Source organism: Gaiella occulta (assembly GCF_003351045.1).
GTDB lineage: Bacteria > Actinomycetota > Thermoleophilia > Gaiellales > Gaiellaceae > Gaiella > Gaiella occulta.
Window position 1 is genome coordinate 522,650 of the sequence record NZ_QQZY01000002.1, and the last position, 25,267, is coordinate 547,916.

At 73.9% G+C, this 25,267-nt stretch carries 31 protein-coding genes; 16 read left to right on the forward strand and 15 right to left on the reverse strand.

Features of this window, described 5'->3' with window-relative positions; translation table 11 throughout:
• Positions 1 to 26 precede the first annotated feature (26 nt).
• The 5 genes from soxR to Gocc_RS15645 all read left to right on the forward strand — a co-directional run bounded on the left by soxR (position 27) and on the right by Gocc_RS15645 (position 2,289).
• The gene (soxR, locus tag Gocc_RS06250) at positions 27 to 482 is read left to right on the forward strand and encodes a redox-sensitive transcriptional activator SoxR (RefSeq protein ID WP_114795652.1); all 456 of its coding nucleotides are present in this window, start codon (positions 27 to 29) and stop codon (positions 480 to 482) included.
• A complete protein-coding gene (locus tag Gocc_RS15640; RefSeq protein ID WP_147281199.1) occupies positions 479 to 928 on the forward strand; it encodes a hypothetical protein in 450 nt (149 codons plus the stop codon). Before soxR ends, Gocc_RS15640 begins: the two co-directional genes overlap by 4 nt.
• A gap of 73 nt (positions 929 to 1,001) precedes the next feature.
• Positions 1,002 to 1,706, forward strand: a complete 705-nt coding sequence (locus Gocc_RS06260) for an NYN domain-containing protein (RefSeq protein WP_220150478.1) — start codon at positions 1,002 to 1,004, stop codon at positions 1,704 to 1,706.
• Between the two features lie 135 nt (positions 1,707 to 1,841).
• Positions 1,842 to 1,982, forward strand: coding sequence for a hypothetical protein (locus Gocc_RS16060; protein ID WP_181813423.1), 141 nt, complete (start codon positions 1,842 to 1,844; stop codon positions 1,980 to 1,982).
• Between the two features lie 121 nt (positions 1,983 to 2,103).
• The gene (locus Gocc_RS15645) at positions 2,104 to 2,289 is read left to right on the forward strand and encodes a hypothetical protein (RefSeq protein WP_147281200.1); all 186 of its coding nucleotides are present in this window, start codon (positions 2,104 to 2,106) and stop codon (positions 2,287 to 2,289) included.
• 540 nt (positions 2,290 to 2,829) lie between these two features.
• Here the strand turns inward: Gocc_RS15645 and Gocc_RS06270 are convergent.
• Genes Gocc_RS06270 through Gocc_RS06290 form a run of 5 tightly spaced genes read right to left on the reverse strand, consistent with a single transcriptional unit; the run spans position 2,830 to position 6,274 of the window.
• Positions 2,830 to 3,384, reverse strand: a complete 555-nt coding sequence (locus tag Gocc_RS06270; RefSeq protein WP_181813424.1) for an ImmA/IrrE family metallo-endopeptidase — start codon at positions 3,382 to 3,384, stop codon at positions 2,830 to 2,832.
• 21 nt (positions 3,385 to 3,405) lie between these two features.
• Positions 3,406 to 3,993, reverse strand: coding sequence for a hypothetical protein (locus Gocc_RS06275; RefSeq protein ID WP_114795657.1), 588 nt, complete (start codon positions 3,991 to 3,993; stop codon positions 3,406 to 3,408).
• Positions 3,990 to 4,535 carry an RNA polymerase sigma factor gene (locus Gocc_RS06280; protein ID WP_114795658.1) on the reverse strand — a complete coding sequence of 182 codons (546 nt, stop codon included), beginning with the start codon at positions 4,533 to 4,535 and terminating at the stop codon, positions 3,990 to 3,992. The genes Gocc_RS06275 and Gocc_RS06280 overlap by 4 nt, the downstream gene beginning before the upstream one ends.
• Before the next feature lie 60 nt (positions 4,536 to 4,595).
• On the reverse strand, positions 4,596 to 5,423 hold the full coding sequence (locus tag Gocc_RS06285; protein ID WP_114795659.1) for an ABC transporter permease: 828 nt from the start codon (positions 5,421 to 5,423) through the stop codon (positions 4,596 to 4,598).
• Positions 5,423 to 6,274, reverse strand: coding sequence for an ABC transporter ATP-binding protein (locus tag Gocc_RS06290; RefSeq protein ID WP_114795660.1), 852 nt, complete (start codon positions 6,272 to 6,274; stop codon positions 5,423 to 5,425). Before Gocc_RS06290 ends, Gocc_RS06285 begins: the two co-directional genes overlap by 1 nt.
• A gap of 180 nt (positions 6,275 to 6,454) precedes the next feature.
• Here Gocc_RS06290 and Gocc_RS06295 point away from each other — a divergent pair, with 180 nt between their 5' ends.
• Positions 6,455 to 7,057: a glutathione S-transferase family protein gene (locus Gocc_RS06295; protein ID WP_114795661.1), complete on the forward strand. Its 603-nt coding sequence runs from the start codon at positions 6,455 to 6,457 to the stop codon at positions 7,055 to 7,057.
• 14 nt (positions 7,058 to 7,071) lie between these two features.
• A complete protein-coding gene (locus tag Gocc_RS06300) occupies positions 7,072 to 7,509 on the forward strand; it encodes a nitroreductase/quinone reductase family protein (RefSeq protein WP_114795662.1) in 438 nt (145 codons plus the stop codon).
• A gap of 258 nt (positions 7,510 to 7,767) precedes the next feature.
• Here the strand turns inward: Gocc_RS06300 and Gocc_RS06305 are convergent, their stop codons facing one another.
• Positions 7,768 to 8,136: a DUF2237 family protein gene (locus Gocc_RS06305; protein WP_114795663.1), complete on the reverse strand. Its 369-nt coding sequence runs from the start codon at positions 8,134 to 8,136 to the stop codon at positions 7,768 to 7,770.
• A gap of 87 nt (positions 8,137 to 8,223) precedes the next feature.
• Here Gocc_RS06305 and Gocc_RS06310 point away from each other — a divergent pair, with 87 nt between their 5' ends.
• The 5 genes from Gocc_RS06310 to Gocc_RS06325 are packed head-to-tail and all read left to right on the forward strand — an operon-like array spanning position 8,224 to position 10,828.
• Complete coding sequence (locus tag Gocc_RS06310; protein WP_114795664.1) at positions 8,224 to 8,877, forward strand: RecX family transcriptional regulator; 654 nt, start codon at positions 8,224 to 8,226, stop codon at positions 8,875 to 8,877.
• Between the two features lie 51 nt (positions 8,878 to 8,928).
• Positions 8,929 to 9,861, forward strand: coding sequence for an ARPP-1 family domain-containing protein (locus Gocc_RS06315; RefSeq protein WP_114795665.1), 933 nt, complete (start codon positions 8,929 to 8,931; stop codon positions 9,859 to 9,861).
• A 19-nt stretch (positions 9,862 to 9,880) separates the two neighbouring features.
• Entirely contained in the window at positions 9,881 to 10,210 is a 330-nt protein-coding gene (locus tag Gocc_RS06320) for a hypothetical protein (RefSeq protein WP_114795666.1), read from the forward strand.
• Positions 10,203 to 10,334 (forward strand): hypothetical protein, encoded by a 132-nt coding sequence (locus Gocc_RS16890; protein ID WP_281268425.1) that lies wholly within the window; start codon positions 10,203 to 10,205, stop codon positions 10,332 to 10,334. The genes Gocc_RS06320 and Gocc_RS16890 overlap by 8 nt, the downstream gene beginning before the upstream one ends.
• Positions 10,331 to 10,828, forward strand: coding sequence for a SixA phosphatase family protein (locus Gocc_RS06325; RefSeq protein WP_114795667.1), 498 nt, complete (start codon positions 10,331 to 10,333; stop codon positions 10,826 to 10,828). The genes Gocc_RS16890 and Gocc_RS06325 overlap by 4 nt, the downstream gene beginning before the upstream one ends.
• Positions 10,829 to 10,942: 114 nt before the next feature.
• Here the strand turns inward: Gocc_RS06325 and Gocc_RS06330 are convergent, their stop codons facing one another.
• Together Gocc_RS06330 and Gocc_RS06335 are read right to left on the reverse strand one after the other, a co-directional pair.
• Positions 10,943 to 11,449: a GNAT family N-acetyltransferase gene (locus Gocc_RS06330; RefSeq protein WP_181813425.1), complete on the reverse strand. Its 507-nt coding sequence runs from the start codon at positions 11,447 to 11,449 to the stop codon at positions 10,943 to 10,945.
• Complete coding sequence (locus Gocc_RS06335; protein ID WP_114795669.1) at positions 11,446 to 12,810, reverse strand: gamma-glutamyltransferase; 1,365 nt, start codon at positions 12,808 to 12,810, stop codon at positions 11,446 to 11,448. Before Gocc_RS06335 ends, Gocc_RS06330 begins: the two co-directional genes overlap by 4 nt.
• 243 nt (positions 12,811 to 13,053) lie before the next feature.
• Between Gocc_RS06335 and Gocc_RS06340 the strand changes: the two genes are divergently transcribed.
• On the forward strand, positions 13,054 to 14,025 hold the full coding sequence (locus Gocc_RS06340; RefSeq protein WP_181813426.1) for a lysylphosphatidylglycerol synthase domain-containing protein: 972 nt from the start codon (positions 13,054 to 13,056) through the stop codon (positions 14,023 to 14,025).
• Positions 14,026 to 14,182: 157 nt separating this feature from the next.
• Here the strand turns inward: Gocc_RS06340 and ftsZ are convergent, their stop codons facing one another.
• The 7 genes from ftsZ to Gocc_RS06375 all read right to left on the reverse strand — a co-directional run bounded on the left by ftsZ (position 14,183) and on the right by Gocc_RS06375 (position 21,849).
• Positions 14,183 to 15,646 (reverse strand): cell division protein FtsZ, encoded by a 1,464-nt coding sequence (gene ftsZ, locus Gocc_RS06345; RefSeq protein ID WP_220150479.1) that lies wholly within the window; start codon positions 15,644 to 15,646, stop codon positions 14,183 to 14,185.
• Entirely contained in the window at positions 15,618 to 16,604 is a 987-nt protein-coding gene (locus Gocc_RS06350) for a ParA family protein (protein WP_114795670.1), read from the reverse strand. The genes ftsZ and Gocc_RS06350 overlap by 29 nt, the downstream gene beginning before the upstream one ends.
• 47 nt (positions 16,605 to 16,651) lie before the next feature.
• Positions 16,652 to 17,626 (reverse strand): cupin domain-containing protein, encoded by a 975-nt coding sequence (locus tag Gocc_RS06355; protein WP_114795671.1) that lies wholly within the window; start codon positions 17,624 to 17,626, stop codon positions 16,652 to 16,654.
• Positions 17,627 to 17,703: 77 nt separating this feature from the next.
• Positions 17,704 to 17,910 carry a hypothetical protein gene (locus tag Gocc_RS06360; RefSeq protein ID WP_114795672.1) on the reverse strand — a complete coding sequence of 69 codons (207 nt, stop codon included), beginning with the start codon at positions 17,908 to 17,910 and terminating at the stop codon, positions 17,704 to 17,706.
• A 60-nt stretch (positions 17,911 to 17,970) separates the two neighbouring features.
• Positions 17,971 to 19,428: an SDR family oxidoreductase gene (locus tag Gocc_RS06365; protein ID WP_114795673.1), complete on the reverse strand. Its 1,458-nt coding sequence runs from the start codon at positions 19,426 to 19,428 to the stop codon at positions 17,971 to 17,973.
• A 53-nt stretch (positions 19,429 to 19,481) separates the two neighbouring features.
• Positions 19,482 to 20,702: a hypothetical protein gene (locus tag Gocc_RS06370; RefSeq protein ID WP_114795674.1), complete on the reverse strand. Its 1,221-nt coding sequence runs from the start codon at positions 20,700 to 20,702 to the stop codon at positions 19,482 to 19,484.
• Positions 20,703 to 20,895: 193 nt separating this feature from the next.
• Positions 20,896 to 21,849: a hypothetical protein gene (locus Gocc_RS06375; protein WP_114795675.1), complete on the reverse strand. Its 954-nt coding sequence runs from the start codon at positions 21,847 to 21,849 to the stop codon at positions 20,896 to 20,898.
• A gap of 193 nt (positions 21,850 to 22,042) precedes the next feature.
• Between Gocc_RS06375 and Gocc_RS06380 the strand changes: the two genes are divergently transcribed.
• From Gocc_RS06380 to Gocc_RS06390, 3 genes are read left to right on the forward strand one after another with little or no spacing between them, the layout of a single operon-like run.
• Positions 22,043 to 22,609 (forward strand): HhH-GPD-type base excision DNA repair protein, encoded by a 567-nt coding sequence (locus tag Gocc_RS06380; RefSeq protein ID WP_114795676.1) that lies wholly within the window; start codon positions 22,043 to 22,045, stop codon positions 22,607 to 22,609.
• Positions 22,609 to 23,679 carry a phospholipase D-like domain-containing protein gene (locus Gocc_RS06385; protein ID WP_114795677.1) on the forward strand — a complete coding sequence of 357 codons (1,071 nt, stop codon included), beginning with the start codon at positions 22,609 to 22,611 and terminating at the stop codon, positions 23,677 to 23,679. Before Gocc_RS06380 ends, Gocc_RS06385 begins: the two co-directional genes overlap by 1 nt.
• A gap of 37 nt (positions 23,680 to 23,716) precedes the next feature.
• A complete protein-coding gene (locus Gocc_RS06390; protein ID WP_181813427.1) occupies positions 23,717 to 25,243 on the forward strand; it encodes an amidohydrolase in 1,527 nt (508 codons plus the stop codon).
• Positions 25,244 to 25,267: the final 24 nt, after the last annotated feature.

Consider the following 25,267-nt stretch of genomic DNA (forward strand, 5'->3'; position numbering starts at 1 on the left):
AGAACCTCAAGTAATGTTGAAGTCAAGTGATCAACGAGCTGACCATCGGCGAAGTCTCCTCCCGCAGCGGCGTCGCTCCCTCCGCGCTCCGCTTTTACGAGGCGCAGGGACTGATCGGCGCCCATCGCACGAGCGGCAACCAGCGCCGCTACGACCGCGCCACCCTGCGCCGAGTCGCTCTCGTCCAGGCGGGCCGCGCCGCCGGCATCCCGCTCGAGCAGATCCGGGCAGCACTCGAAACACTGCCGTCGCAACGCACGCCAAACCGCCGCGATTGGGAACGCCTCGCCCGCGCCTGGCGCATCGACATCGACCACCGCATCGCCACGCTCCAATCGCTCCGCAACCGACTCACCACCTGCATCGGCTGCGGCTGCCTCTCGATCGACCGCTGCTCGCTCCTCAACCCCGACGACGAAGCGTCCACCCTGGGCCCCGGAGCCCACTACCTGCAGCGCGACAGCCGGCGCGCACGCCCGTGAGCACCGCGCCAGGTCAGGTCGAGCTCTCGGGTCAAGCGCTCCGCCTCGTAGAACACGACGACCCCTGCCACCCCGTCGTCGCGCTCGCCACGCAGCGCATCGAAGAACTCAGCGCCCGCCGCGGCGCCGCCGATGAGCGAGTCGCCCAACTGCAAGCCGCCCGGCCCACCGCGCCGACCGCGCAGGAGATCGAGGCGCTGCTCGACTCTGTGCCCGGCCTCCGCGCCGCCATGCGACAGGCGCCACCCGACGAGCTGAGCGAGCTCTTCGCCGCCTTCGACCTGACAGCGACCTACGACAAGGACCAACGAGCTCTGCGGCTCGCGGCAACCCTCAGCCCCGACCTCGTCCCGCCCTCGGAAAGACCGCGACCGCCCAAGAAGGCGGTGACCATCAAGCCGCGTGCTCCAGCGGCCGCTCAGGCACAGAGGAGAGCCTGCCGATAATTCCGATCGTACGGACGCGTGCACGTCCCGAGGATGTGCTACCGTCCGAGCGTAGATCCCCCCTGTCGCTTCGGTGGCAGGGCGCGAGGCCGCCGCAAGGCGGCCTCAGCATTTTCCGGGTAGCTACGCGCCGACCGCACTGGTACTGTTCTCTAAGATGCAAACGAACGTCTACGTCGACGGCTTCAACCTCTACTACGGCTCGATCCGCAAGACGCCGTACAAATGGCTGAACCTGGAGCGGCTCTGCGAGCTGCTCCTGCCGAGAAACGAGATCCATCGGGTCCGCTACTTCACGGCTCTCGTTCAGGACTCGCCTGACGACCGGACGAAGAGCCAGCGCCAGCAGACGTTCATCCGGGCGCTCGAGACGCTTCCAACCGTATCCGTCCACTACGGCTCGTTTCTCTCGAGCCGTGTGCGGATGCCGCTCGCGACCCCGCAGGGCTGGCAGCGCACGGCCGAGGTGATCAAGACCGAGGAGAAGGGGTCCGACGTCAACCTCGCCTCGCTGTTGCTCGCTGACGCTTTTCGCGGTGACTTTGAGGTCGCTGCCGTGATGTCCAACGACTCTGATCTCGTGCTTCCGATCCAGATCGTGACGAAAGAGTTGCGGCTCCCGGTCGGGCTGCTGAACCCGCATCCGAAGTTCTCGGTCGAGCTTTCGAAGGTCGCGACGTTCAAGAGGTCGATTCGCAAAGGACCGCTCGCAGCCAGCCAGTTCCCCGACGTCCTCCGCGACGCCAGGGGCGAGATCCGCAAGCCCGCAGGCTGGTAGACGACTCACGAGCCGACCCTCTCCGGATGACCAGCCGGCCGCTCCTCGACCAGCCCGAACCTGCCCAGCCGCCGGTGCGCGCCGACGACATGGCAAGAGCCACCCGAGGACGTCCGTGGCGAGGCCGCGCAGGGCGTGATCGTCGCGGTCGCGCGTGAGCGGAGAACGAACGACCTCGAGGTCGACCAGATCCGATGGGCCTTCCGCCTGCTCCTGCTCGGACTCGGGCTGATCACGATCGAGGCCGCTACACTCGCCGGGAGAGAGGTCTTCTGATGGCCGGCGATTCAGAAGCCAGCGACCACGCCCCAACCCCGCCCGAGCGAGTCGCCGTTCCCGCGGCCTCCTATGGACGTGACCGAGTGCGGCGCGGATCAACCAGGCATGGAGACGCGCGGTGGCTGAGCGCGCATCCACACACGAGCCTCCCGCGATCGACCCGCATGGAAGCCCGTGGACCGTGCCCGCGGTCGAAGGCATCCTCTTCGACGACGACAGCGACGAGGCGCACGCGATCGCGCGTGTCCTCGGCGAGGTCCATCCTGCAGCCGACGAGGAGACCGAGCAGTCGACCGCGCCGTAGTGGGACGCTCGCTCGGTCGGGCACACCCGAGTCCATGGCACGACGGCGCCGCACTCGACGGCCACGTGTACCGGGCGGTTCGCGCCTGCGCACCGGCGCTGGACGACGTTCGCTCCCACGAAGCGCTCGGGCTGCCCTATCCGCGTGCGCTGTTCGTGCGCGCGACCGGGATCTCCGTCTTTCGATCCCGTACCGCGCTCGACCGTGTTCGGCGACGGTTCGGCCTCCGCCCCCTCACGGCGATTCTCGATCTGTCGACGTCCGGCTCCGCCTGGGCGGCCACCGGTCGAGCCGGCCATGTGACGGTCTGGGCCGCTCCGGGCCTCCTTCTCGAACGGATGGTTCGATGTGACGATGGACGCTGAGCCCATGTACGTCCTGATCAGCAAGCCGACCGGCAACCTGCTCGGCGAGTACCCGACCCTCACGCAAGCGGAAGCGGCTCGCAACGAGTACGTCGCGCTCGAGATCGTCTTCGATGACGGAAGCCGCGCCGCGCCGCGCCGCGCCGCGCCAAGCTGCCCAGGGCAGGCTCACCGCTCAAACCGGCCTCTCCTCCACCAGCCCGAGGTTGAACAGCCGCCACCCCATCGCGACCGGCGACACATCCAGGCGCTCGGCGCACACGGCCGCCGGATCGACTTCGTGGCTCTGGGCCACGAGCTCCCCCCACACCGCCCGCACCGCCGCCTCCGGCATCAGCAGCTCGCTCGCGAAGATGTTCGCCTCGCGCTCGAGCGCCCGATCGGCGTCGAGCCGCAGGTCGACCTTGCGGCACAGCGCCGCGGGCTGCACGGCCGCCCGCCCCTCCAGGCAGTGGCACACCCAGTGGCCGACCTCGTGGGCGACCGTGAAGCGGTGGCGGCGGATCGGCACGTCGCCGTGCGCGCGCTCGGCGGCGTTGAGCAGGATCCGCCGCCTGGAGGGCAGCAGCACGCCGGAGCAGTCGCCGAGCTCCCAGCTCTCCTCGATGCGCAGGCCGAGCATGTCCTCGGCGATCGCCTCGACGGGGACGGGCAGCTCGGGCCCGCCGAAGATGTCGAGGTATCGCTCGCGGACGGCATGCGCGCGCGGATCCTCGTAGGTGCTCGTCACGGACGCGTCCATCATCGACCCTCAGTTGCCGGAAGTAAAGAGGCGGTCGATCTCGTCGGGTCGATCCGGCCCGGCGGCGGGCGGCGCGGGCGCCACCGCATCCGCGCCGGCGAGCTCGGGCTTGCCGGCCACCCGGTAGTACGCCGTCTCGACCGAGAGCGAGACACCCTTGCCGCCGGCGAGCGCGCGGGCGACCGCGTCGGCGCCGAGGACCTTGCCGAGCGCGTCCCACACCGCCGGAGCGACGCCCTTCGGGTCGAGCACGCCGGCCTCGAGGTCGGAGAAGTACGCGCGCACCTTCGTGCGCTTGCCCGGGTCGAGCCGGAGCAGGCCCATCAGCGCGTCGACGACGGCGTCGCGCGTGAGCCGGCGCCGCAGCCGCAGCGCGAGGAGCGGCGGCTCGCCCGCGAGCCGCGCCTGCATCAGCTCGACGTCCTCCGCCCTCGTCTCCCGCGCCGGCACGGCGGCGAGGAACGCGTCGAGAAGCGATGCGAGCGCGTCCGCCTCCTCCCCGGCCCGCGCCAGCACAGCCGCCACATCCGGCCGCTCGCCGCGCGCGTACGCGGCCGCGAACTCGTCGAACAGCCTCTCGACGCTCGTGCCGCTCATGCGCAGACCTTCTCACGGAGCCTGACGAGCGCGCGGTGCAGCGCCTGGTCGACCGCGTTGCGGGTCATCTCGAGCCGCTGCGCGACCTGCTCGATCGCGAGCCCCTCGCGCCAGCGCAGCTCCATCACCTGGCGCTCGCGCGGCGACAGCCCCTCGAACAGCAGGTCGAGGTCGTAGTCGCTCTCGAACTTCGCGAACGGGTCGGCGGCCGACCCGTCGACGTGGTCCTCGTCGAGCTCGACGATCGCCACGTCCCGCCGCCGGTAGTGCTCGGCCGCCTTCCAGTCGATCACCTTGTGCACGACGACGCGGAACGGCACCCGGTAGGCGCGGCCGCGCTTCAGCTCCGACAGCAGCCGCTCCGCGACCGCGCCCGCGATCTCGAGCGCCGCCTCCTCGTTGCCGCGCGCCTTCGCGCGGCAGCGGTCGATGATCACGCCGTAGTAGCTCTCGACGAGCAGGCCGATCTCGCCGGCCGCGAGCAATCTCGTGTCCTCCGCGTCCCTCGCATCGTGCATCGCAGAGAGAGTCAGGCCGGACACGTCTCGATCTTACGAGGCCAGACGGCGGGCGAACGGCGCCTCGCGGCGCCGCCGCCCCGCTCACCCCGATCGCTTCAGCTTGCCGTGCCGCTTCGCGTAGATCTCGCCTCGTCGGAACACGCCGAGGCCGAGCGGGATCGAGACGACGCCGATCACGAGCAGCGGCCACACGTTCCCCCACGCGACGCCCTCGCCCTCGAGAATCGAGGCGCGGATGCCGCGCAGCGCGTACGTCGCCGGCGAGATCTTCGAGACCCACTCCATCCACGTCGGCAGCACGCTCACCGGGTAGTAGACGCCCGAGACGACGAGCAGCATCCCCTGCGCCACGAAGCCGAGCTGCGCGCCCTTCTCGGGCGAGATCAGCGGCAGCACCGCCGTCATCATGCCGATGCCGAAGAACGACACCGACGCGACGAGCAGGATCACGAGCGCCGCCGCGAAGTTCGCGTCCGGCAGCGACAGCCCGAAGAACAGCGCCACCACGAAGAACAGCAGGATCGCGCGGACGAGGCCGTACAGCACCGCGAACACGCCCGAACCGCCCAGGTGCATGGCCCGCGACAGCGGCGCCATGAACGTGTACTCGATCGTGCCCTCCCAGCGCTCCCACGCCACCGTCTCGGTGATGAACTCGAAGATGATGCCGAGGTACGCCCACACGACGGCGCCGATGAGCAGCGTCGCCGTCGCCCGCTCGACGTCGATCGAGCCGCCCGTCGCGTCGATGCCCTTCGCGATGAACACGATCGTGAGCGTGTTCGCCACCGTCCACACGAAGAACGCGAGATCCCACCAGATGTAGCGGCGCGTGAGATACACGTTGCGCTCGACGACGCCGCCGAGCCCGATCAGCTCGTGCCGCAGAGACACGGCGATGGCGCGCATCAGGCGAACACCTCCCTCTCGTCGTCTCCTCCCTCGTCCTCGAACGTGCGCCCGGTGGCGGCGAAGAACGCCTCCTCGAGCGTCGCGGCGCCGTAGCGGCGCATCAGCTCGGCGGCCGGCTCGAGCGCGAGCAGCTCGCCGCGGTCGAGCACCCCGATCCTGTCCGCCAGCGCCTCCGCCTCCGCGAGATCGTGCGTGCAGAGCAGGATCGTCGCGTCGTGCTGCGCGCGCACCTCGCGCACGAACTCCTGCACCTCGCGCTTCGAGCGCGGATCGAGGCCGGTCGTCGGCTCGTCGAGCAGGAGCAGCACCGGGCTCGTCAGGAGCGCCCGGGCGAGCGCCACCTTCTGCTGCATGCCGCGGCTCAGGTTCTCCATCGGCTCGCCGCGCCGCTCCGGCGGGAAGCCGACGCGCCCGAGGATGTGCGGGATCGCCTCGCGCGTGTCGGCGGACGTCATGCCGTAGAAGCGCGCCGCATAGCCGAGGTTCTCGGCCGCCGACATCTTCTTGAAGAACGACGCCTCCACCGACACGCGGTTGACGAGCCGCTGCACGGCACGCTGGTCGGTGAACACGTCGTGGCCGAACACGCGGGCGCTGCCGCCGTCGTGCAGCAGCAGGGTGGAGAGCAGGCGCACGAGCGTCGACTTGCCCGACCCGTTCTGGCCGAGGACGGCGACGCACTCGCCGCGCTCCATCGTGAACGTGACGTCCTTCAGCGCCGGCATGGCGCGGTAGCGGCGCCTGAACCGTCCCGCCTCCTGCGCGCGGATACGGCGGCGGAACTCCTTGCGCAACCCCTCCACCTCGACGGCGGGCACGGATGCGGGCGAGCCGGCGGCGTGCTGCATGACGTTGCTCCTTCCAGGACGAGACGACCGAGGACGGTACGGCTGCGAGGCCCTCCCGGAGGGGGCCCGCGGCAGCGGATGACCTAGCCGTCGAGCAACATCGCGACACGAACCTAGCAAGCCGCCTCCGGAAGCGCAAACCGCGCGACGGCGCCAGGGGCGGCGCGGTAGTGTCGCGGCATGCGCCTCTACCATCAGCCCCGCTCCCGCTCGACCCGCGTCCTCTGGCTGCTCGAGGAGATCGGCGCCCCCTACGACCTCACGGTCATCTCCCGCGAGCACAAGCAGACGCCCGAGTACCGCGCCCTGCACCCGCTCGGCCGCGCGCCGGTGCTCGAGAGCGACGGCGGCCCCCTGTTCGAGTCGGCCGCGCTCGTCCTCCACGTCGCCGACCTGCACCCGGACGCCGGGCTCGTCGCGGCCCCCGGCTCGCACGAGCGCGCGCTGCAGTACCAGTGGTGCTTCTACGCGATGACCGAGCTCGAGGCCCCGCTCGTCGACATCGCGCGGCAGCGCTGGAAGGACGAGGGCGAGCCCGACGCCGGCATCGTCGATCGCGCCCGCGCGCGCTTCGTCGCCGCGGTGGCGCCGCTCGAGACGGCCGTCGGAGCGGGCGAGCACCTCGTCGCGGACACGTTCTCGGTCGCCGACATCGTCGCCGGCGCCGTGCTCGGCTTCGCCCGCAGCGCGGAGCTCGCCGAGCTGCCCGCCGGCATCGTTCCGTACGTCGACCGCCTCGAAGCGCGGCCCGCACGGCAGCGCGCCTACGCCGTGACGGCCTAGCGGACCGGGACGCGATGGGCCTGCGCCGGGCGGCGATCAAGACGATGGGCCGCGCGCACCGGCTCGTCTACCGGGCAAGCGGCGGCCGCGTGCTCGGCCGCGTCGCCGGCATGCCCGTGCTGCTGCTCACGACCACGGGGCGGCGGACGGGCACGGCGCGCACGACGCCGCTCACCTACTTCCGCGACGGCGACGACCTGCTCGTGGTCGGCTCCAACGGCGGCGAGGAGCGCGCGCCGGGCTGGCTGCTCAACCTGCGCGCGCACCCGGAGGCGACCGTGACGATCGGCAGGGAGCGCCACGAGGTGACGGCGCGCACGGCCGGCGCCGAGGAGCGCGCCCGCCTCTGGCCCGCGATCGTCGCGACCTACCCGGGCTACGCCGCCTACGAGCGGCGCACGACCCGCGCCATCCCCGTCGTCGTCCTCGCGCGGGCGCGGCCGGGCGGCTGATCCCCACCGCGGCCCCCGGGGCGCCGGCGCCCCGGGGGGCGGATGCCGGGGCAAGAAAAAATGCACCGGGCCGGTGGCTCCCTCGTCCAGCCACCCGACCAACCGTCGCTTGCGCTTCAGTCGCTCGGGAGGCCTTCAACCTCAGGTGCCCCGTGCTCGGTGCACACGGGAAGCTACGGGGCGCCAGCGCCCCTGGCAAGATCCCCCGCGCCGAAATCTCCGCAAATTGCGCACAACACGTGCGCGGCCGGCAGCGCGCTACGCTGCCGCGTGGGCGGTGAGCGCCTCGATCGGCACGATCTCGAGCGCGCGCTCGTGCGTCGCGCCGAGCACCACCGGCGCCGCCGCGCCCGCGCGGTACGCCTCCAGCCAGCGCGCCGCGCACACGCACCAGCGGTCGCCCGGCTGCAGGCCGGGAAAGCCCCACTGCGGGCGCGGCGTCGACAGGTCGTTCCCCGCCCGCAAGCTGAACGCGAGGAACTCCTCGGTCATCACGGCGCAGACCGTGTGGCTGCCGGCGTCCTCCGAGCCTGTCGAGCAGCAGCCGTTGCGGAAGAAACCCGTCAGCGGCTCGCTCGAGCACGGCAGCAGGTCGCCGCCGACGACGTTGCGGTCGGGATCCCTCATGACGCAACTCTGCCTGTCCGCGCGACGGCGTGCCCGGCGAACGCTGCCGGGCGGCCCGGCGGGCGCGGGCTCGCGTAGCCTCGCGGTGTGGCACGGCTCACGATCGAGCACGACGGCGACGGGGAGCGCGGCAGGCGGCGCGCACGCTCCGTCGCGCTGCGGCTCGACGGGAAGGCATGGCTGCGCGTCGAGCCGGACGCCCTCGCCGAGATCGGCGCCGCCGACGGCGACGAGATCGACGACGCCCGCCGCATCGCGATCGAAGAGGCCGTCGCCCGCACGCGGGCGCGTCTGTTCGTCGTGCGCTCGCTCGCGGCGAAGGCGCAGTCGGTCAGCGAGATCGAGCGCAAGCTGGCGGCACGCGACGTGCCCGAGGCGCTCGCGCGCGAGGCGATCGCCGCGGCCGCCGGCTACGGGTACCTGGACGACGCCGAGCTCGCGGGCCGGCTCGCCCGCGGCATGCGCGGGCGCGGCTACGGCAGGCGGCGGGCCGAGCAGACACTGCGAGCGCGCGGGATCGGCGCCGAGCACGCGCAGGCGGCCCTGCGAGACGCCTACGGCGACGAGGACGAGGCGGAGCTCGCGCGCGCCGCGCTCGCCCGCCGGGCGGTCGCCGACGACGCCGCCCGGCGCAGGGCCGTCGCGTTCCTCGTGCGGCGCGGCTTCTCCGCCGGCGCCGCCTGGCAGGCGGTGCGCGAGGAGCTCGCGGCGCGGCGCGAGCCGCCGCACGCGAGGCCGTAAGAGCGCGGGCGCCCGACGCGGACTCCTCGCCGACAGGGAAAGGAGCCCGCCATGATCCAGCAGACGCTTCAGCTCGGCGAGCCGCGCGAGCAGCGGGGCATCGTCGTCACCGCGCTGTTCCCACGCCGGACGCCGGTCGCCGCCTACCTCACCCTCGACGAGGCGCTCCCGCGCGGCCTGCGCATCACCGAGGTGAGCGACGACGGCAGCGTGCCCGAGCTCGCCGTCGCCAACCCGCTCGACGAGCGCGTGCTGCTCTACGACGGCGAGGAGCTCGTCGGCGCCAAGCAGAACCGCATCCTCAACGTCACGGTGCTCGTCGAGGCGCGCTCGACGCTGCCGATCCCCGTCTCCTGCGTCGAGCAGGGACGCTGGTCGCGCCGCTCGCATCTCTTCGGCTCCGCCGCGCACGCCTCCCACCCGGAGCTGCGCCGCCGCAAGGCGGAGAGGCTCGCCTCCGCCCCGCTCGCCCGCGGTCTCGCGCAGGCCGAGGTGTGGGACGCCGTCCACGAGAAGGCGGCGCGCATGCGCGTGGAATCGCCGACGGCGGCGAACGCGGACACGTTCCGCTCGCACTCCGGCGCTCTCAGGGCGCTCGAGCACGCGTTCCCGCTCGAGCCCGGCCAGTGCGGCGCCGTGCTCGGCATCGGCGACACGCTCTGCCTCGACTGGGTCTCGCGCCCCGAGGCGTTCGCCCGGCTGTGGCCGAAGCTGCGGCGCGGCTACCTGCTCGATGCGCTCGAACAGCTCGACGGGCCCGCCACCCATCCGGCGCGGATCGCCGGCTTCCTCGACGAGATCGCCGACGCGCCCCGTGCGGAGCAGCGGTCGGCCGGCCTCGGCGACGACGTGCGGCTGCAGGGCCCCGGCGTGATCGGCTCCGGGCTCGCGCTCGCCGCCGAGCTCCTGCAGCTGTCGGCGTTCAGCCGCGACGAGAACGGTGGACGCGCCGGACGCATCACGCGGCCGAGCGCCCGGCGCTAGCCCCGGGTACGCTCGCCCGGTGCCAGCGCTTGCCCGCGCCTACGAGGTCGCCGACCGGCTGCTCGCCGGGCCCTACCCCGGCGCATCCGCCGCGCGGGAGACGCCGCGGCGCACGGCGCAGCTCGAGGCCGCGGGCGTGACCCTGTTCGTCGACCTCACCGAGCCCGGCGAGCTCGAGCCGTACGCGGCGCTGCTCGAGCGCGCGCGGCACGTGCGCAGGCCGATCGCCGACCATGGCGCCGCCTTCGCGCGGATCGCGCAGTTGCGGGCCGGCATCCCCGGCGCCCGTCGCTCGCCGGAGACGGACGCGCAGCAGTCGCTCGTGCGGGGCTGGAGGCGCGGTGCCTGATCGCGCGCTCGTCGCTCGTGTGCTCGGCGGCGCCTGGCGGCGCGACTCGCCGGTCCCCGGCGAGCGGCACCGGTGGTGCGTCGCCGCCTTCACGCGGGCACTGCACGCGGACGGCGCGCGGTGACCAGGCGCCTCTACCTGCTGCGCCACGCGAAGTCGAGCCGGGACGACCCGCAGCTCGACGACCACGAGCGCCCGCTCGCGCCACGCGGGCGCAAGGCGGCGCGGGCGACGGCGCGCTGGATCGAGGAGCACGGCGTCAGGCCGGATCTCGTGCTGTGCTCGAGCGCCGCCCGTGCCCGCGCCACCCTCGACCGCGTGCTGCCCGCCCTCGGCGGCCCGCGCGTGCGCGTCGAACCCGGCCTCTACCACGCCTCCGCGAACGACCTGCTCGAGCGGGTGCGCGCCCTTCCCGACGAGGCCGCGGCGGTGATGCTGATCGGCCACAACCCCGGGTTGCAGGAGCTCGCCCGCCTGCTCGCGCCCCCCGGGCCGGCGACGTTTCCCACCGGGGCGCTCGCGACGCTCGAAACCGGCGTCGCGTGCTGGAGCGCGCTCGCGGCCGGCGGCGCCACGCTGACGGCGCTCGTGCTGCCGCGCGCACTGCGCCCGGACTGACGCGCTCCGTCACGAAGCCGGCGCACAGGCGGCACGGACACGGCACACGTCGTGCGCCATGCTGTTGTCATGAGAGACGACGGCGGTGGAGGGCGGAGCCGGTCGCCCGCAGGGTCAGGCGGGCACGTGGTAGGCCATCAGGATCACGTCGACCTGCACGCCGTCCCGCACGTAGTGGCCTCTGCGCAGCCCCTCGCGGGTGAAGCCGAACGTCTCGTAGAGGCGGATCGCGGGCTCGTTCCACGGGAAGACGTGCAGCTCGAGCTTCGTCACGCCCGCGCCGCGCGCCCACACGACCGCCTGCTCGAGCAGCGATCTCCCGATGCCGCGCCGGCGGTGCGAGGCGGCGACCATTAGCCCCAGGTCGGCGACGTGCCGGCTCGCGGGATGCGGGTCGCGCGCGAGCGACAGGCGCGCCACGATCCTCTCCCCGTCCACGACGACGTACACGGCGGCATGCTGATGAGCCCGCCGCACCGCCTTCAGATACCGCCTCTCCTCGCCGACGCTGCGCCGGGCCTCGGAGGCCAGAAGCCACGCGCCCTCCTCGCTGCTCACCTGGCTCGTCAGCTCCACGAGCGGGCCCGCGTCGCCCGGCTGCGCGGGGCGGATCCTGATCACGGGACGACCACCCCGTGACCGCCGCGCCGTGGATCGCCCGCGGCGGCGAGCTGCCCGTCCGCTCGCAGCTCCACCGCCGAGACGCCGCCGAAGAAGAGGTTGCGCCCCGACCACGGCACGACGCGCCAGCCGTCGCTCCGCAAGCGGTCGGCAGCCGCCTCCGTCCACCCGCCCTCGAGGTGGACGGCGCCCTCCTCCACGTGCAGCCGCGGGCTGCCGATCGCGTCCTCGACGGAGAGCCCCTGCCCCACCACGGCCGCGATGGTCTGCACGATCGCGCCGGACAGCCGCACCGAGCCGGCGCTGCCGACGACGAGACGCGGGCGGCCGGCATCGAGCACGAGCGTCGGCGCCATCATGCTCGGCAGCCGCGAGCCGGGCCGGCGCGGCTCGCTGCCGATCACGTCGAGCTCGCCGAGCATGTTGTTGAGCTGGAAGCCGTTGCGGAAGACGCCGGAGCCCGATCCGAGCGTGGACGAGAGCGCCGCCGCGTTGCCGTCGCCGTCGAGCACGGAGATGTGCGTCGTCCCGGTCGGGCGCGCGGTCGCGGCGCCGCCGCCGTACCCCGCCGCCAGGGAGTGCGCCAGCGCGGACGCGCAGCGGGCGCTGCCCGGCTCCGGGTCGAGGCCGATCCTGTCGAGCTCCGCGAGCGCGGCGACGACGACGGCGCCGCCGCGCGACGGCGCGGGGCACGTGACGACCCGCACGCCCGCGAAGCGCGCCTCGAGCGGCACGAGCTCGCGCGGGCGGTAGGACGCGATGTCGCCCGCGAGCTCGGGCAGCAGCTCGGCGACGGCGGCGGCAGGGTCGTCGCGCAGCCGCTCGAGCCCGCCTGCCATCGTGGCCGTCTCGGCGCGGCCGTGGCGGCCGTAGATGAGGCGGCCGGCCTCGCTGCGCTCCAGGATCGGCACGAGGATCTCGAGCAGGAAGCGCTGCGGGCCGTTCATCTCGACGCCGCGGCGAGCGAGCTCGACCGCCGGCTGCACGAGATCGCACCACGCGAGCCTCCCGTGCGCCCGATGCGCGTGCTCGAGGCCGGCGACCAGCCCCGGCACGGCGACCGACTCCTCTCCCACGTGGAACACCTGCGTCGACGCGCCGGCGAAGTCGATCACGACCTCGTCCATCACGCCGCGGGCGACCGACGGCACCGCGAAGAAGCAGTCGAGCAGCAGCGGTTCGCCGCCGGCCTCGCGGACGAGCAGGAAGCCGCCGCCGGCAGGGCCGGTCAGCGGCCCCTCCGCGACGAACCCCGCGAACGCGGCGGCGACGACCGCGTCGACCGCGCTGCCGCCGGCCGCGAGCGCCCGCGCGCCCGCCGCGGCGGTGTGGGGATTGCCGGCTGCGACGGCGCCACGCATGCGCAGAGCGTAGAGGCGCGCGGCGGCTCGTCGAGCTCCGGGCGGCGCGGCGGACGCCGGGCCGCGCGGCGGCTCGATCGGCGCCCGCCGGCAGGGGCCGCGCCGTGGCACACGCGGGCAGCCCGGCCGTCGGCGCGTCCGAGCGGCAGCTACCCTCGATAGCGTGACGATCCTCAAGCCGCAGCGCCGGGATGCCGAATCCCGTAGTGCGGCCTGATGCGAAGCCACTACTCCACGCGGCATATGGTGACGGCAGGGCTTTCGCTCGCCGTCCTCGCCGGGCTCTGCGCGAGCCCCTCGCTGCTCGGCGGCCGTGTCGGCAGCGCGATCGCCGGACTCGGTGCGGCGAGCCCCGCCTGGCTCTGGGCCGCCGGCCTCGCGTTCGCGGGCACCAGTGTCTGCGGCGCGCTCGCATGGCGCGCGGCGCTGCGCGCCGCCGGCACCCCGCTCGGCATCGCCGACGCCGGCGCGCGCTACGGCATCGGCTGCGGGCTCAACGCCGTCGCACCCGCCCACATCGGCTCCGCCGTACGCATCGCCCTGTTCGGCCGCGTCAGCGCCGGAGGGTGCTGGACGGTCGGCGGGGCGGCTGCCGCGGTCGGCGTCACGCGCATCGTCTGGCTCGGGGCGCTCGTCGCGATCGGCTCCGCCGCCGGCGTCCTCCCCGCCTGGCCGCTGTTCGCGGCAGGCGCCGTCGTCGTGGCCGCGGCTGCGGCCGCGTGCACGGCCCGGCGGGTCGCGCTGCCGCGCCGCCTCGACCAGATCCTCGTCGCCTTCCGCGCGCTCGCCTCCTCGCCGCGAGACCTCGCGGTCGTCGCCGCATGGGCGCTGCTCGGCGCCGCGACGAAGGTCGCCGCCGCGGCGGCGATCGTGGCGGCGCTCGGCATCGACCATCCCCTCCGGGCCGCGCTGATCCTCGTCCCGGCGGTCGAGCTCGCGGCCGTGATGCCGCTCACGCCGGGCAACGTCGGCGTCGCGAGCGCCGCGGTTGCGCTCGCGCTCGGCGCGCAGGGCATCGGCTCGGGCACGGCGCTGTCGGTCGGCATCGCCTTCGCGGCGGTCGAGCTGCTCACCGCCGTCGCCGTCGGGCTCGCCGGCGGCCTGCTGCTCTCCGGGCGGCTCTGCCGCCCGTACGTGCGTCTCGCGGCCGCGGGCGCCGCCTCGCTCGGCCTCGCGGCCGCCTTCGGCGCAACCGTTCTCCCGCCGGTCGTCTGAGCCTCCCTCACAGCTCGAATCGGCATGACGCCGCGCCGGCGGGGCGGGCTGGGCGAGGACGGAGTCGTACGCCGGAGGGGACGCTCCGGCAGCACACGGCTCCGTCCCGATCCGGGCTCTCCGCGTCCCACCCGTGCCGCGAAGGAGGGGCCGCCTGTCAGCGCAGGAAGCTCGGCAGCTCCGTGTCGCTGCTGCGGGGCGACGAGCGCGGGCCCGCGACCGCGCCGGCAAGCGACGACGGCGTGTAGGCGCGGCGGTGGCTGCCGCCGAGCCCGGTGGCGATGACGGTCACCCACACCTGGCCGTTGAGGCGCTCGTCGACGGTCGCGCCGAAGATGATGTTCGTGTCGTCGGTCGCCGCCCGGCGCACGACCTCGGCCGCCTCGTTGACCTCGAGCAGGGTCAGATCCTCGCCGCCGGCGATGGAGAGCAGGATGCCCTTGGCGCCCACGATCTCCGTGTCGATGAGCGGCGACTTGAGCGCGCGCTCGGCCGCCTCGCGCGCGCGGTTCGCGCTCTCCGAGTAGCCGATCCCCATCAGCGCCGAGCCGGCGTCCGACATGATCGTGCGCACGTCGGCGAAGTCGAGGTTGATCAGCCCCGGCATCGTGATCAGGTCGCAGATGCCCTGGACGCCCTGTCGCAGCACGTCGTCGGCGATCTTGAACGCGTCGACCATGGAGGTCGAGCGGTCGAGCACCTCGAGCAGGCGGTCGTTCGGGATCACGATCACCGTGTCGCAGGCTGCGCGGAGCGCCTCGACGCCCGCGTCCGCCGCCTGGCGGCGCCGCGTGCCCTCGAACCGGAACGGCGTCGTCACGATCCCCACCGTCAGCGCGCCGAGGTCGCGGGCGATCCGCGCCACCACCGGCGCGGCTCCGGTGCCGGTGCCGCCGCCCTCGCCCGCGGTCACGAACACCATGTCCGAGCCGCGCAGCGCATGGCGCACCTGGTCGTAAGCCTCCTCCGCCGCCTTGCGCCCCGTCTCCGGGTCGGCGCCCGAGCCGAGGCCCTGCGTCAGCTGCTCGCCGATGTGGATCTTCACGGGCGCATCCGACAGGTTGAGCTGCTGCATGTCCGTGTTGACCGCGACGAAGTCGACCTGGGCGATGCCGGCGTCCATCATGCGGTTGACGGCGTTGAGGCCGCCGCCGCCGACGCCGACGACGCGGATCACCGCGAGATACGACGCGGCCTCGCCTCCGACGTTCAGGCGCGGAGCGCCCTCCGGCATCGAATGCAGGAAACGGCTTGCCGGCGGCTCGTACGGCCGGTCGGGCTTCGGCGCCGGGGCGCGACGGGCGGCCTTCGCGGCGCGGGCGGGCGCCGGCGCCGCGGCGGCCTCCGGCTCCGGCTCGGGCTCCATGCGGGCGGGCGGCTCCTCGGCGAAGTCGTGGACGTGCTCGACGGTCTCCTCGAGCGCGGCCTGCTCACGCGGATCGAGCACGGGCGGCGGCACCGGCTGCGCTGCGGCGGCGGGCTCGATCAGGCTCTGCTGGTCGGGCGCGGGCGCCGCCGGCCCGGCCGCGCCCTCGTCGCCCTGCCGGCGCTGCGCGGCCTCGGTCGCCCGGAAGAGCTCGGCGAGCGGGCCCTCACGCATGCTCGCGCGCTTGCGTGCCATGGAGCACCTCCCTTGCGAGCTCGCGGTACGCCTCCGCGGCGGCACCCGCCGGGTCGTACTTCAGCACCGAGCTGCCCTTCACGGGCGCCTCGGCGTAGCGCACCGTCTTGCGGATGCGGGTTCGGTAGACGAGGTCGCCGAAGTTCTCCTCGAGGATCTCGACCGCCTCGCGCGCGTGCAGCGTGCGGCCGTCGTACATGGTCGGCACGATCCCCTCCACGCCGACGCGCGGGTTGAGGTTCTCCCGCACCATCGCGAGCGTGTTCTCGAGCTGCACGAGGCCGCGCAGCGAGAGGTACTCGCACTGGACGGGCACGATCACGCCGGTGGCGGCGACGAACGCGTTGATCGTGAGCAGGCCGAGCGACGGCGGCGTGTCGACGAGGATGAAGTCGTAGCGGTCGCGCACCTCGACGAGCGCCTTCTCGAGCGAGCGCTCGCGGCCGATCAGCGCCGCCAGCGCGAGCTCCGCGCCCGCCAGGTCGATCGATGCGACGGCCAGGTCGACCTCGCGCCGCGCGATCACGTCCGAGATCGGGATCTTGCGCACGAGCACGTCGAACATCGACGTCTCGATCGTGTCGGGGTTGAGTCCCAGGCTCATCGTCAGGTTGCCCTGCGGATCGAGGTCGACGAGCAGCACCCGGTAGCCCATCTCCTTGAACGCGACACCGAGGTTGATCGTCGTCGTCGTCTTCGCGACGCCACCCTTCTGGTTCGCGAGCACGATCACGCGCGTGCCGGTAGCGCCGGGCACCGCGGCCACGGGGGCCGGCACCTGCACGGGGGCCGGCGTGAGCACGGGTGCGGCGGCGGACACGACGGCGTCCTGCGCGGGCTCCGGCGGCTCGCTGAGCAGGTCGCTCACGGGCACCTCGGGCGCGCGCTCGAGCTCCGCCTCGAGGACGGCGCTCTCGGTTCGCGACGCGGACCGCGGCAGCAGACGGACGAAACCCATGACGCACCCTCGTTCACCGCTGTCCCCGGCTCTCCTTCAAGACGCTGTCAATCCTCTCCGTCCCAGTAGTCGAGCTGCTCGAGGCGGCCGATCACGCCGACCCCGCGCAGGCTCACCTTGCCTGAGCGAGGGTAGTAGGTGATGTCGTTCGGGTCGCGCGTGCCATAGGCGAGCACGCGCAGGCCGTCGCGCCCGGCGCGGACGCCCATCGGGCGCCCGCTGCCGGCCGGCCGCGCGACCACATGTCCGGCGCGAAGGGGGTGCTGCTCGTCGGGGCTCGACCCGCCCCCGGCGACGGCGGCGGCGCGAGGGTGGGGCCAAAGCTCGGCGCTGCCGCTGCCGTCGAGAACGACGAAGATCTCCTCCTCGGCCGAATGGCTGTGCGGCGGGTTCATCAGCATGCCCGGGTCGACGTCGTAGAGCTCGATCCCCGTGCGCAGCGAGCCGGCGGCGCTGCCGAGGTCACGGCTCCGCCGCGACACGGTCGCCCCCGTACGCCCGCTCTCTTCGACGTCGTCGACGTTCACGATCCGTGCCGGGCGCTCGGCGAGCGCGCCCACCTCGGGCGGCCCGAGCGCCGCCTCGCGGGCCCAGGGATGGTCCTCCGGCGCACCCTCGAGCACCCAGGTGGGCCCGAGCCACGACACGCCGGCGCGCGGCAGCAGCGTGTTCGCCGCGTAGTGGCGCTGCCCGAACGCGAGCACGTCGAGGCCGGCGTCGCCCGCCCGCAGCGTGTGCGCATGCTCGAGCGCCAGGTGCACGAGGCAGTCGCCCGCACCCACCGCGTATGCCTCCGCGCCGCCGCCGCCGTCCTGGAGCGAGATGCCGTCGCCGGCGAGCACGTAGAAGATCTCCTCCTCGGATCCCTCCATGTGCAGCGGCGTCGACCAGCAGCCGGGATCGATCGTGATCCGCCTCACGCCCACGGTCACCGAGCTCGACCCGGTGAGCGACCGCCACGTCGCGGCGATGTGCCCTCGCTCGCGCCGGACGCCCTCGACCTCGTCCCAGTGCGTGATCACGCCGCAACCCTACTGCCCCAATCGGCCGGGGGAGAAGGGCGACGCCTGCGCGATCGCGGCGGAGCGGTCCTCTGCCGCTACACGGCGACAGCCTCCCGCGCGAGAGCCCTGCGCAACCGCTCCACCGCGTCCTCGGCCTCGTCACCCCCTTCCACCCGCACCCACGCCTCCGCGTCGTGGAGGAGGCCGCGTACCTCCGCGAGCAGCTCCGCCGGGTCGGCCGTCGCGCGGTCGAGCGCCTCGATCCGCTCCAGTCGCTCGATCACCTTGCGGGCCTCCTCCATGTCCCGAACGCTACGGGAGGAGCTGCAACGGGTCCGTGCCAACTCTGTGTCAGCTCGGTGTCAGCTGCGCGGCCGCCCCGGGCCGCCGGCATGGCCGGCGCGCATGGCGGCAGCCAGCTGCCGGAGCATGCCGCCGAAGATGTAGCCGTGGAACGGCCACAGGGCGTACCAGTAGACGAGGCCGAAGAGGCCGGCGGGATCGAAGATCGCCGTCTGCGTGACGACGGAGCCGCCGCGGCCGTCCGGCGAGACCTCGAACTGCAGCCACGCCCGCCCGGGCACTCTCATCTCCGCGGCCAGGCGCAGCAGCCGGTCCTGCTCGAAGGCCTCGACGCGCCAGAAGTCGATCGTGTCGCCGACCCTGACGCCGGTGGGGTCGCGCCTGCCGCGCCGCAGCCCGGGCCCGCCGACGAGGGCGTCCAGCAACCCGCGCAGGCGCCACAGCAGCGCGCCGGCGTACCAGCCGCTCTCGCCCCCGATCCGCTGGATGGGCGCGAACGCCTGCTCCGGCGGCACCGGCACCGCGCGGGTGCGCGCGTCGACGAGCCGCGAGCCGTGGCGGACGCCGCCGTAGGACTGCTGCTGCGCGAACGCCTCGTCCGACCAGCGCGTCTCGGCGATCGACGCGTCCTCGAAGGCCAGGGCCCGTGCGATCGCCTCGGCCGCGCCTCGCGGCCGCACGGGAAAGACCTCGAGCGCCTTCCGGTCGCGAACGACGGTCTCGTTGCGCAGCGAGTCCACGAGCTTGCGGCCGACGCCTGCGTACACCGGGGTGACGAGCCACAGCCACAGGCTCGAGAGCCGCGGCGTGAGCACGGGCACCGGGATCATCGTGCGGCGCAGCCCGCGCTGCCGCGCGTACTCGCGCATGAGGTCGACGTAGGCGAGCGCGTCGGCGCCGCCGATCTCGTAGAGCTCGCCGCCGTCCGGCTCGTGGTCGAGCGCCGCGAGCAGGTAGGCGAGGACGTCCTCGATCGCGATCGGCTGGGCCCGCACCCGCACCCAGCGGGGGGTCACCATCAGCGGCAGCCTCTCGACCAGCGCGCGAATCATCTCGAACGAGGCGCTGCCCGACCCGATCACGATCGACGCGCGGAGCTCGATCGTCGGCACGCCGGAGGAACGCAGGATCCTGCCCACCTCCTGGCGGGACGCGAGGTGCGCGGAGAGGTCTCCGGCGCCGAGCCCGCCGAGGTAGACGATCTTCCGCACCCCGACCTCGCGCGCGGCCCGCGCGAACGCCTCCGCCGCGATCCGGTCGGCCTCGTCGAAGGGCCGGCTCGAGCTCATCGAATGGACGAGGTAGTAGACGGTGTCGACGCCGTCGAGCGCGGGCGGGATCGTCTCGGGCCGGAGCACGTCTCCCGCGACCACCTCGGTCTCGGAGGCGACCCGCCCGCGCAGCATCTCGGGCCGGCGCGAGAGGCAGCGCACCCGCTCGCCGCGCCGCTCGAGCGCGTGCAGGAGCCTCCCTCCCACGTAGCCCGTCGCACCGGTGAGCAGGATCAGGCGGCCCATCGGACGAGCGTACTCGGCGTCCCCGCCCCGGCGCTCCTCAAGGGCGGCCGGGCCTACACGGCGAGGCGCACCCGCGGCCGCTCGGCGAGGCCGAGCAGCGCGCCGTCGAGCTCGTGTACGAGCGACCGGCGATCGGCGCGCCGGAGCACCTCGACGAGCGCCCGCCGCACCGCGTCCACCGCGGCAGGCGAGGCGGCGCCACCCGCCGCGAGCGACGAGAGGTCGTCGTGGAGCGCGCGCCGCGCCTGCGGGTCGTCCTCGAGCAGGACGGTGGCGCGGAGCGGCCACGTGTCGCCGAGGAGAGCCGCGAGCGACGAGCGCACCTGCTCGGAGCGGAACGGGTCGTGCTGGAACAGCGACAGCTCCCAGCGGTCGAGAGCCTCCGCCAGCGGCGTGTCCGCGTCGGCGCAAGCGAGACGCGCGAGCAGCTCGCCCGCGAGGCCGCCGCGGAAGACGTCCAGCCGCGTGGGCTCGCCGGGCGGCTGCGTGGCGGCGATCGGGAGCACCGGACGGATCCCGAACGGGCGCCCGTCGAGCGTCTCGAACAGCACCGGCCCGGCCGCCAGCGGCGCGGCCGTCGCAAGGCGCACGGCGCTGACGGCGTCGGCCAGCTCGGCCGGAGCGTCGGGCGGGTCCTCGCCCGGCCCGAGCCCCGCGCGCAGCTCGAGCACGCAGTAGCGGTCGGCCTCGTGTCCGAAGCCGGGCGGCAGCATCGACGACGCCTCGGGCCAGTGGCGCGCGAGCTCGCCGTCGGCGACCGCGCGCACGCGCAGGCCGGGTGCGAGCCTGACCTGCGTCCCGGCCGAGAGGCCGACGAGAGGGGCCACCGCGACGTACGCGCGGCGCTCGCCGAACAGCGAGCGCTCGAGCTCGGCGTAGGCGCGGTCGAAGGCCGCGTCGTCCCAGTCGAAGCCTCCGCACGCCTCGGCGGTCGAGACGAGCAGTCCGAGCAGCACCGTGCGGAACAGCGCCTCGTCCTCGGAGGGGCGGGCGCCCGCGTGGGCGCGCGCGAAGATCCCGGCGGCAGGCTCGCGGCACAGCTCCTCGAGCGCGAGCGTCGCGTCGTCGCGGCCCCGCAGCCGCTCGGCGCGCTCCTCGACGAAGGGCCGCACGAGAGGGCGGTACTCGTACAGCGCCGGCCCGCCGCGATGCTCGTGCTCGACGAACGCCGCGGGCAGGTCGCCGCCCTCGTCGAGCTCGCGCAGCAGGAACGCGAAGGCGCCGAGCACGAATGCGCGCAGGGCATGGTGGAGATGCGGAGAGCGAGGTGCCACGCATCGGCTTACGGGACGGGGGGCCGGAATCCTCGTCGGCGGGCCGGCCCCGGCGGCGGCCTGGGGTCTCGTCGAGCCGCCGACGTTGCCGGCCGATCGCTTCCATCCGGCGGGCGTTCGCGCAGGCGAGGTTCCGCACCTCCTCTTCGGCGTCGTGCTCGGCCTGCTCGTCTCGCTCTGACGAGCAGCCCGGCTATGCGCCGGGCGAGTGCGGGCCGTGCTGGAAGCCCCCGAGCGCGTTGACGACCCGGTTGCGCATGCGCTGGCCCGGGCAGTGTCTGAACCGCTCCCGCGCCCGCTCGCGCTTGTGCTCGTCGTAGAACAGGTGCGCCCACGGCGACGCAGGGTGGGCGAGCCGCACGGCGCCGACGAGCCCGACGAACGGGAAGAAGATGGCGGCGAGCCCCACGAACGGCTTCCCCTTCAGCAGCGAGACGATCGCGTACAGCGAGTTGGAGGCGAGATAGGCGAACGCGAACAGGCGGCTGCGCTCCCCGAACGCCCCGTTGTGGATGCCGAACGGGGCCGTGACGACGAGCATCAGCGTCGCGGCCGCCGCGCCGAGCACCGCCGCCACCACCGACTGGCGGCCCTCGTGCTCCCAGTACACGTCGTCGAGGTGGAACACGAGCGCGAACTCGTCGAGCACGAGCGCCGCGCCGATCCCGAACGCGATCGCGCAGACGTCGACGACGGCCGCACTCCGGTAGCTCGAGAAGCTGATCATCCCGGCGAGCAGTACGAGGACGAGGCCGGGCACCATGTGGTGCACGTGGACGCCGGCGAGGCGGCCGCTGCCCCACCCGTGCCGGCGGGCGAGGCGCGTGTAGAGCCGGGTGAGCGCGAACGCGAGCAGGAACGACAGGAGCAGGAGCAGGAGCGGCTCCTTGCCGGCGACGAAGATCTCGTCCTCGTAGCCGGGGATGAAGCGGAACAGGTTCACCGCGTGCGACGGTAGCGGACGCTCACGGCCCGAGGACGGCGCGGCGGGGCCCGGCGAGAAACCCGGCGTCCGCACGAGGTCGAGGAGAACGGGGTGGTTCGAGCGCCAGATCGAGCGGGCGGACGCCTCGGAGCCGGAGGCCGTCTCCACGTCGCCGGGCAACAGCGGCTGCGCGAGCCCGGGGTTCGAGCCCGGCTCGCGCATGTCCTCGAGCGCGACGGTGACCCCGGCGGTGACACGTACGGCAGCCGCAGACCGGCTCCGAGATCCGCGTCGAGCCGGTCGGTCCCGGTGAGGGGGGCGGCGAGCGGGTCCACGCGCGGAGGGTACTCCGGCGAACCCGGGGAGAGGGAGCGACGCGATCCCCGGCCGCGGAGCGCAGAGATAGGATCCGGCGATGGCACCCACGAGACCGGCGGCCCTCCACTTCAGCGGCGATCCCGAGGCCGACGCCTTCCTCGCCCGGGAGCCGCTCGCGCTCACGATCGGGTTCGTGCTCGACCAGCAGGTGCCCGCGCAGAAGGCGTTCGCGTCCCCGCTCGAGCTTTCCCGGCGGATCGGCGGCCTCGACGCGAGCCGGATCGCGGCGATGGACGCGGAGGAGCTCGAGCAGGCGTTCCGCGCGAAGCCGGCGCTGCACCGCTTCCCCGCGAGCATGGCGAGGCGCGTGCGCGAGCACTGCGCGGTCATCGCCGGCACGTACGGCGGCGACGCGGCGCGCGTGTGGAGCGAGGCCGCCGACGGCGACGACCTGCGACGGCGGCTCGAGGAGCTGCCGGGCTTCGGCGCGACGAAGGTGACGACGATCGCCGCCGTGCTCGCCAAGCGCTTCGGCGTGGAGGCGGCGGCGGGACTCGTGCCGCCGCACGCGTCGCTCGGCGACGTCGACTCGCCGCAGGCCCTGCTCGAGTACCAGGCGGCGAAGCGCGCTCGCAAGGCGGCGTTGCGCGCGCAGCGCTCCTGATGCCGATCGAGCTGCGCACGCTCACGGACGGCGGGCAGCGACCGGCCGACATCGCACGTGAGCTCGCCGGCTTTCTCGGCGCGGCCGTGCACACGCTCGACCTCGCGCTGTACGACGTCCGCTTCGAGAGCGACGCAGGCGGGCTCGTGCTCGCGTCGCTGCTCGCGGCGCAGCAGCGCGGCGTCGCGATCCGCCTCGCCTACAACGTCGACCATCCGGGGCCGATCCCCGTCCCGCCGCCGCCCGAGACGAAGCCGGAGGCGATCGAGGCGCTGCCCGTCCCGACGCGCGGCGTCGCCGGGATCCCCGATCTCATGCACCACAAGTACGCCGTGCGCGACGGCACCGACGTGTGGACGGGGTCGACGAACTGGACGGACGACTCGTGGTGCCACCAGGAGAACGTGATCGTGCGCGTGCTCGGGGCGCCGCAGCTCGCGCGCGCCTACACCCTCAACCTCGACGAGCTCTGGCAGACCGGCCGCGTCGAGCACACCGGCCGCGTCGACCCGCGACCGGTCACGGTCGACGGCGGCGTCGAGCTGCGCGCCTGGTTCACCCCCGAGTACGGCGACGTGCTCTCCCACCGGGTGGCGAAGATGCTCGGACGCGCCCGGCGCCGGATCCGCATCGCCTCGCCGGTGCTGACCTCGGGGCCAATCCTCGCCACGCTCGTCGAGATCGTGAACGAGCGACGCTGCGACGTCGCCGGCGTGATCGACGACACCCAGGTGGACGAGGTCTTCCGGCAGTGGCGCACGAACGGCGTGAGCGCGTGGAAGATCCCGCTGCTCGCCACCGTGCTCGCGGGCGGCGCGTTCTCGGGCAAGCGCTCGACGCCGTGGACACCCGAGTCGCTGCACGACTTCATGCACGCGAAGGTCGTCGTCGCCGACGACATCGTCTTCGCGGGCTCGTTCAATTTCTCGCGCTCGGGCGAGCGCAACGCGGAGAACGTGCTCGAGATCCACGATGCGGCCACGGCCGACCGCCTGGCCTCGTTCGTCGACGACGTCCGCGCCCGCTACCCGCGCGCGACGCCCCCGAGCGTCACGGCGGCGACGCCGTGAGCGCGCCGCGCCCCGGGACCGAAGGTCGCTCCCTGCCGTGATCCTCGACAACGGCGTCATCCGCACGATGGACCCGTCGCTCGCGACGTGCGGGGCCCTCGCGCTCGCGGGGCCGCTCGTCGCGGGCGGCGTCGGCACGCACGAATGGGCGCTGCCCAGCCCGGAACGCGTCGACCTGCGCGGGCGCTGCGTGCTGCCCGCGTTCACGGACGCGCACGTCCACTTCCCGACCTGGGCGCTCGCGCAGCGCGACGTCCGGCTCGACGGCGCCGCCTCGCTCGCGGAGGCGCTCGACCGCGTCGCGCGCCACCCGCGGCACGGCACGTGGATCCGCGGCACCGGCTGGCGCGACGCGGAGTGGGCCGAGAAACCCGACCGCGAGGCGCTCGACGCCGTCAGCGGCGACACGCCGGCGGCGCTGTGGGCCAAGGACTACCACTCGCTCTGGCTCAACTCGGCCGCGCTCGCCCGCGCCGGCGGAGACCTCGACGCGGACGGCGGCGTCGTCGAGCGGGACGCCGCCGGCGCGCCGACGGGCATCCTGCGCGAGGAGTCGGCGTGGCGCTTTCGCGAGCGCTACGTCACGGTGAGCGAGGACGAGTGGGTCGAGGCAACCCGGGCGGGCATCCGCGTCGCAGTCAGCCGGGGCGTCGGCGCGATCCACGACAAGGACGGGTGGCTCGGCGCCGCGGCGATATTCGGCCGCATCCATGAGCGGGAGGGGCTCGCGATCCGCGTCTGGCAGTCGCTGCCGGCCGAGCGCGTCACCGAGCTCGCGGCTCTCGGCCTGCGCTCGCGCATCGGCGACGACTTCCTCCGGCTCGGCTACCTGAAGACGTTCATGGACGGCACGCTCGGCTCGCAGACCGCGCTCATGCTCGACGGCTCCGGCGTCCGCATCAGCGGCCGCGACGAGCTCGAGGAGACCATCCGCGCCGGAGCGGCGGCAGGCTGGCCCGTGTCCGTGCACGCGATAGGGGATCTCGCCAACCGCGAGGCGCTCGACGCCTTCGAGGCCACGATGGACGTGTGGCGGCCGCTCGGGCTGCGCCACCGGATCGAGCACGCCCAGTGCCTCGACCCGACCGACATCGAGCGCTTCGCCCGCATCGGCGTCGCCTGCTCGGTCCAGTTCACGCACGCCCCGTCCGACCGCGATCTGGCCGAGCGGCTCTGGCACGACCGTCTCGAGGGGGCGTATGCATTCCGGTCGCTGTGGGAGGCGGGCGCGCTGCTCGCGAACGGGTCCGACGCCCCCGTCGAGGAGCTCGACCCGCTGGCGGGAATCCGCCACGGCGTCCTGCGTACGCTCGACGACCGGCCCGGCTGGCGGCCGCAGGAGGCGCTCACCGTGGAGCAGGCGATCCGGGCCTCGACCGTCAACCCGGCCTGGCTCGCGGGCGACGAGCGCCGCCGCGGCAGGCTGCTGCCGGGCTTCCTGGCGGACCTCGTCGTGCTCTCGCGCGATCCGTTCGGCTGTCCTCCCGAGGAGCTCGCCACGGTCGAGGTCGTCGCGACGATGGTCGGCGGCCGCTGGGTGCACAACCCGCCGCCGTGGGACTGACGGCCGCAGACCGCCGCGCCGGCC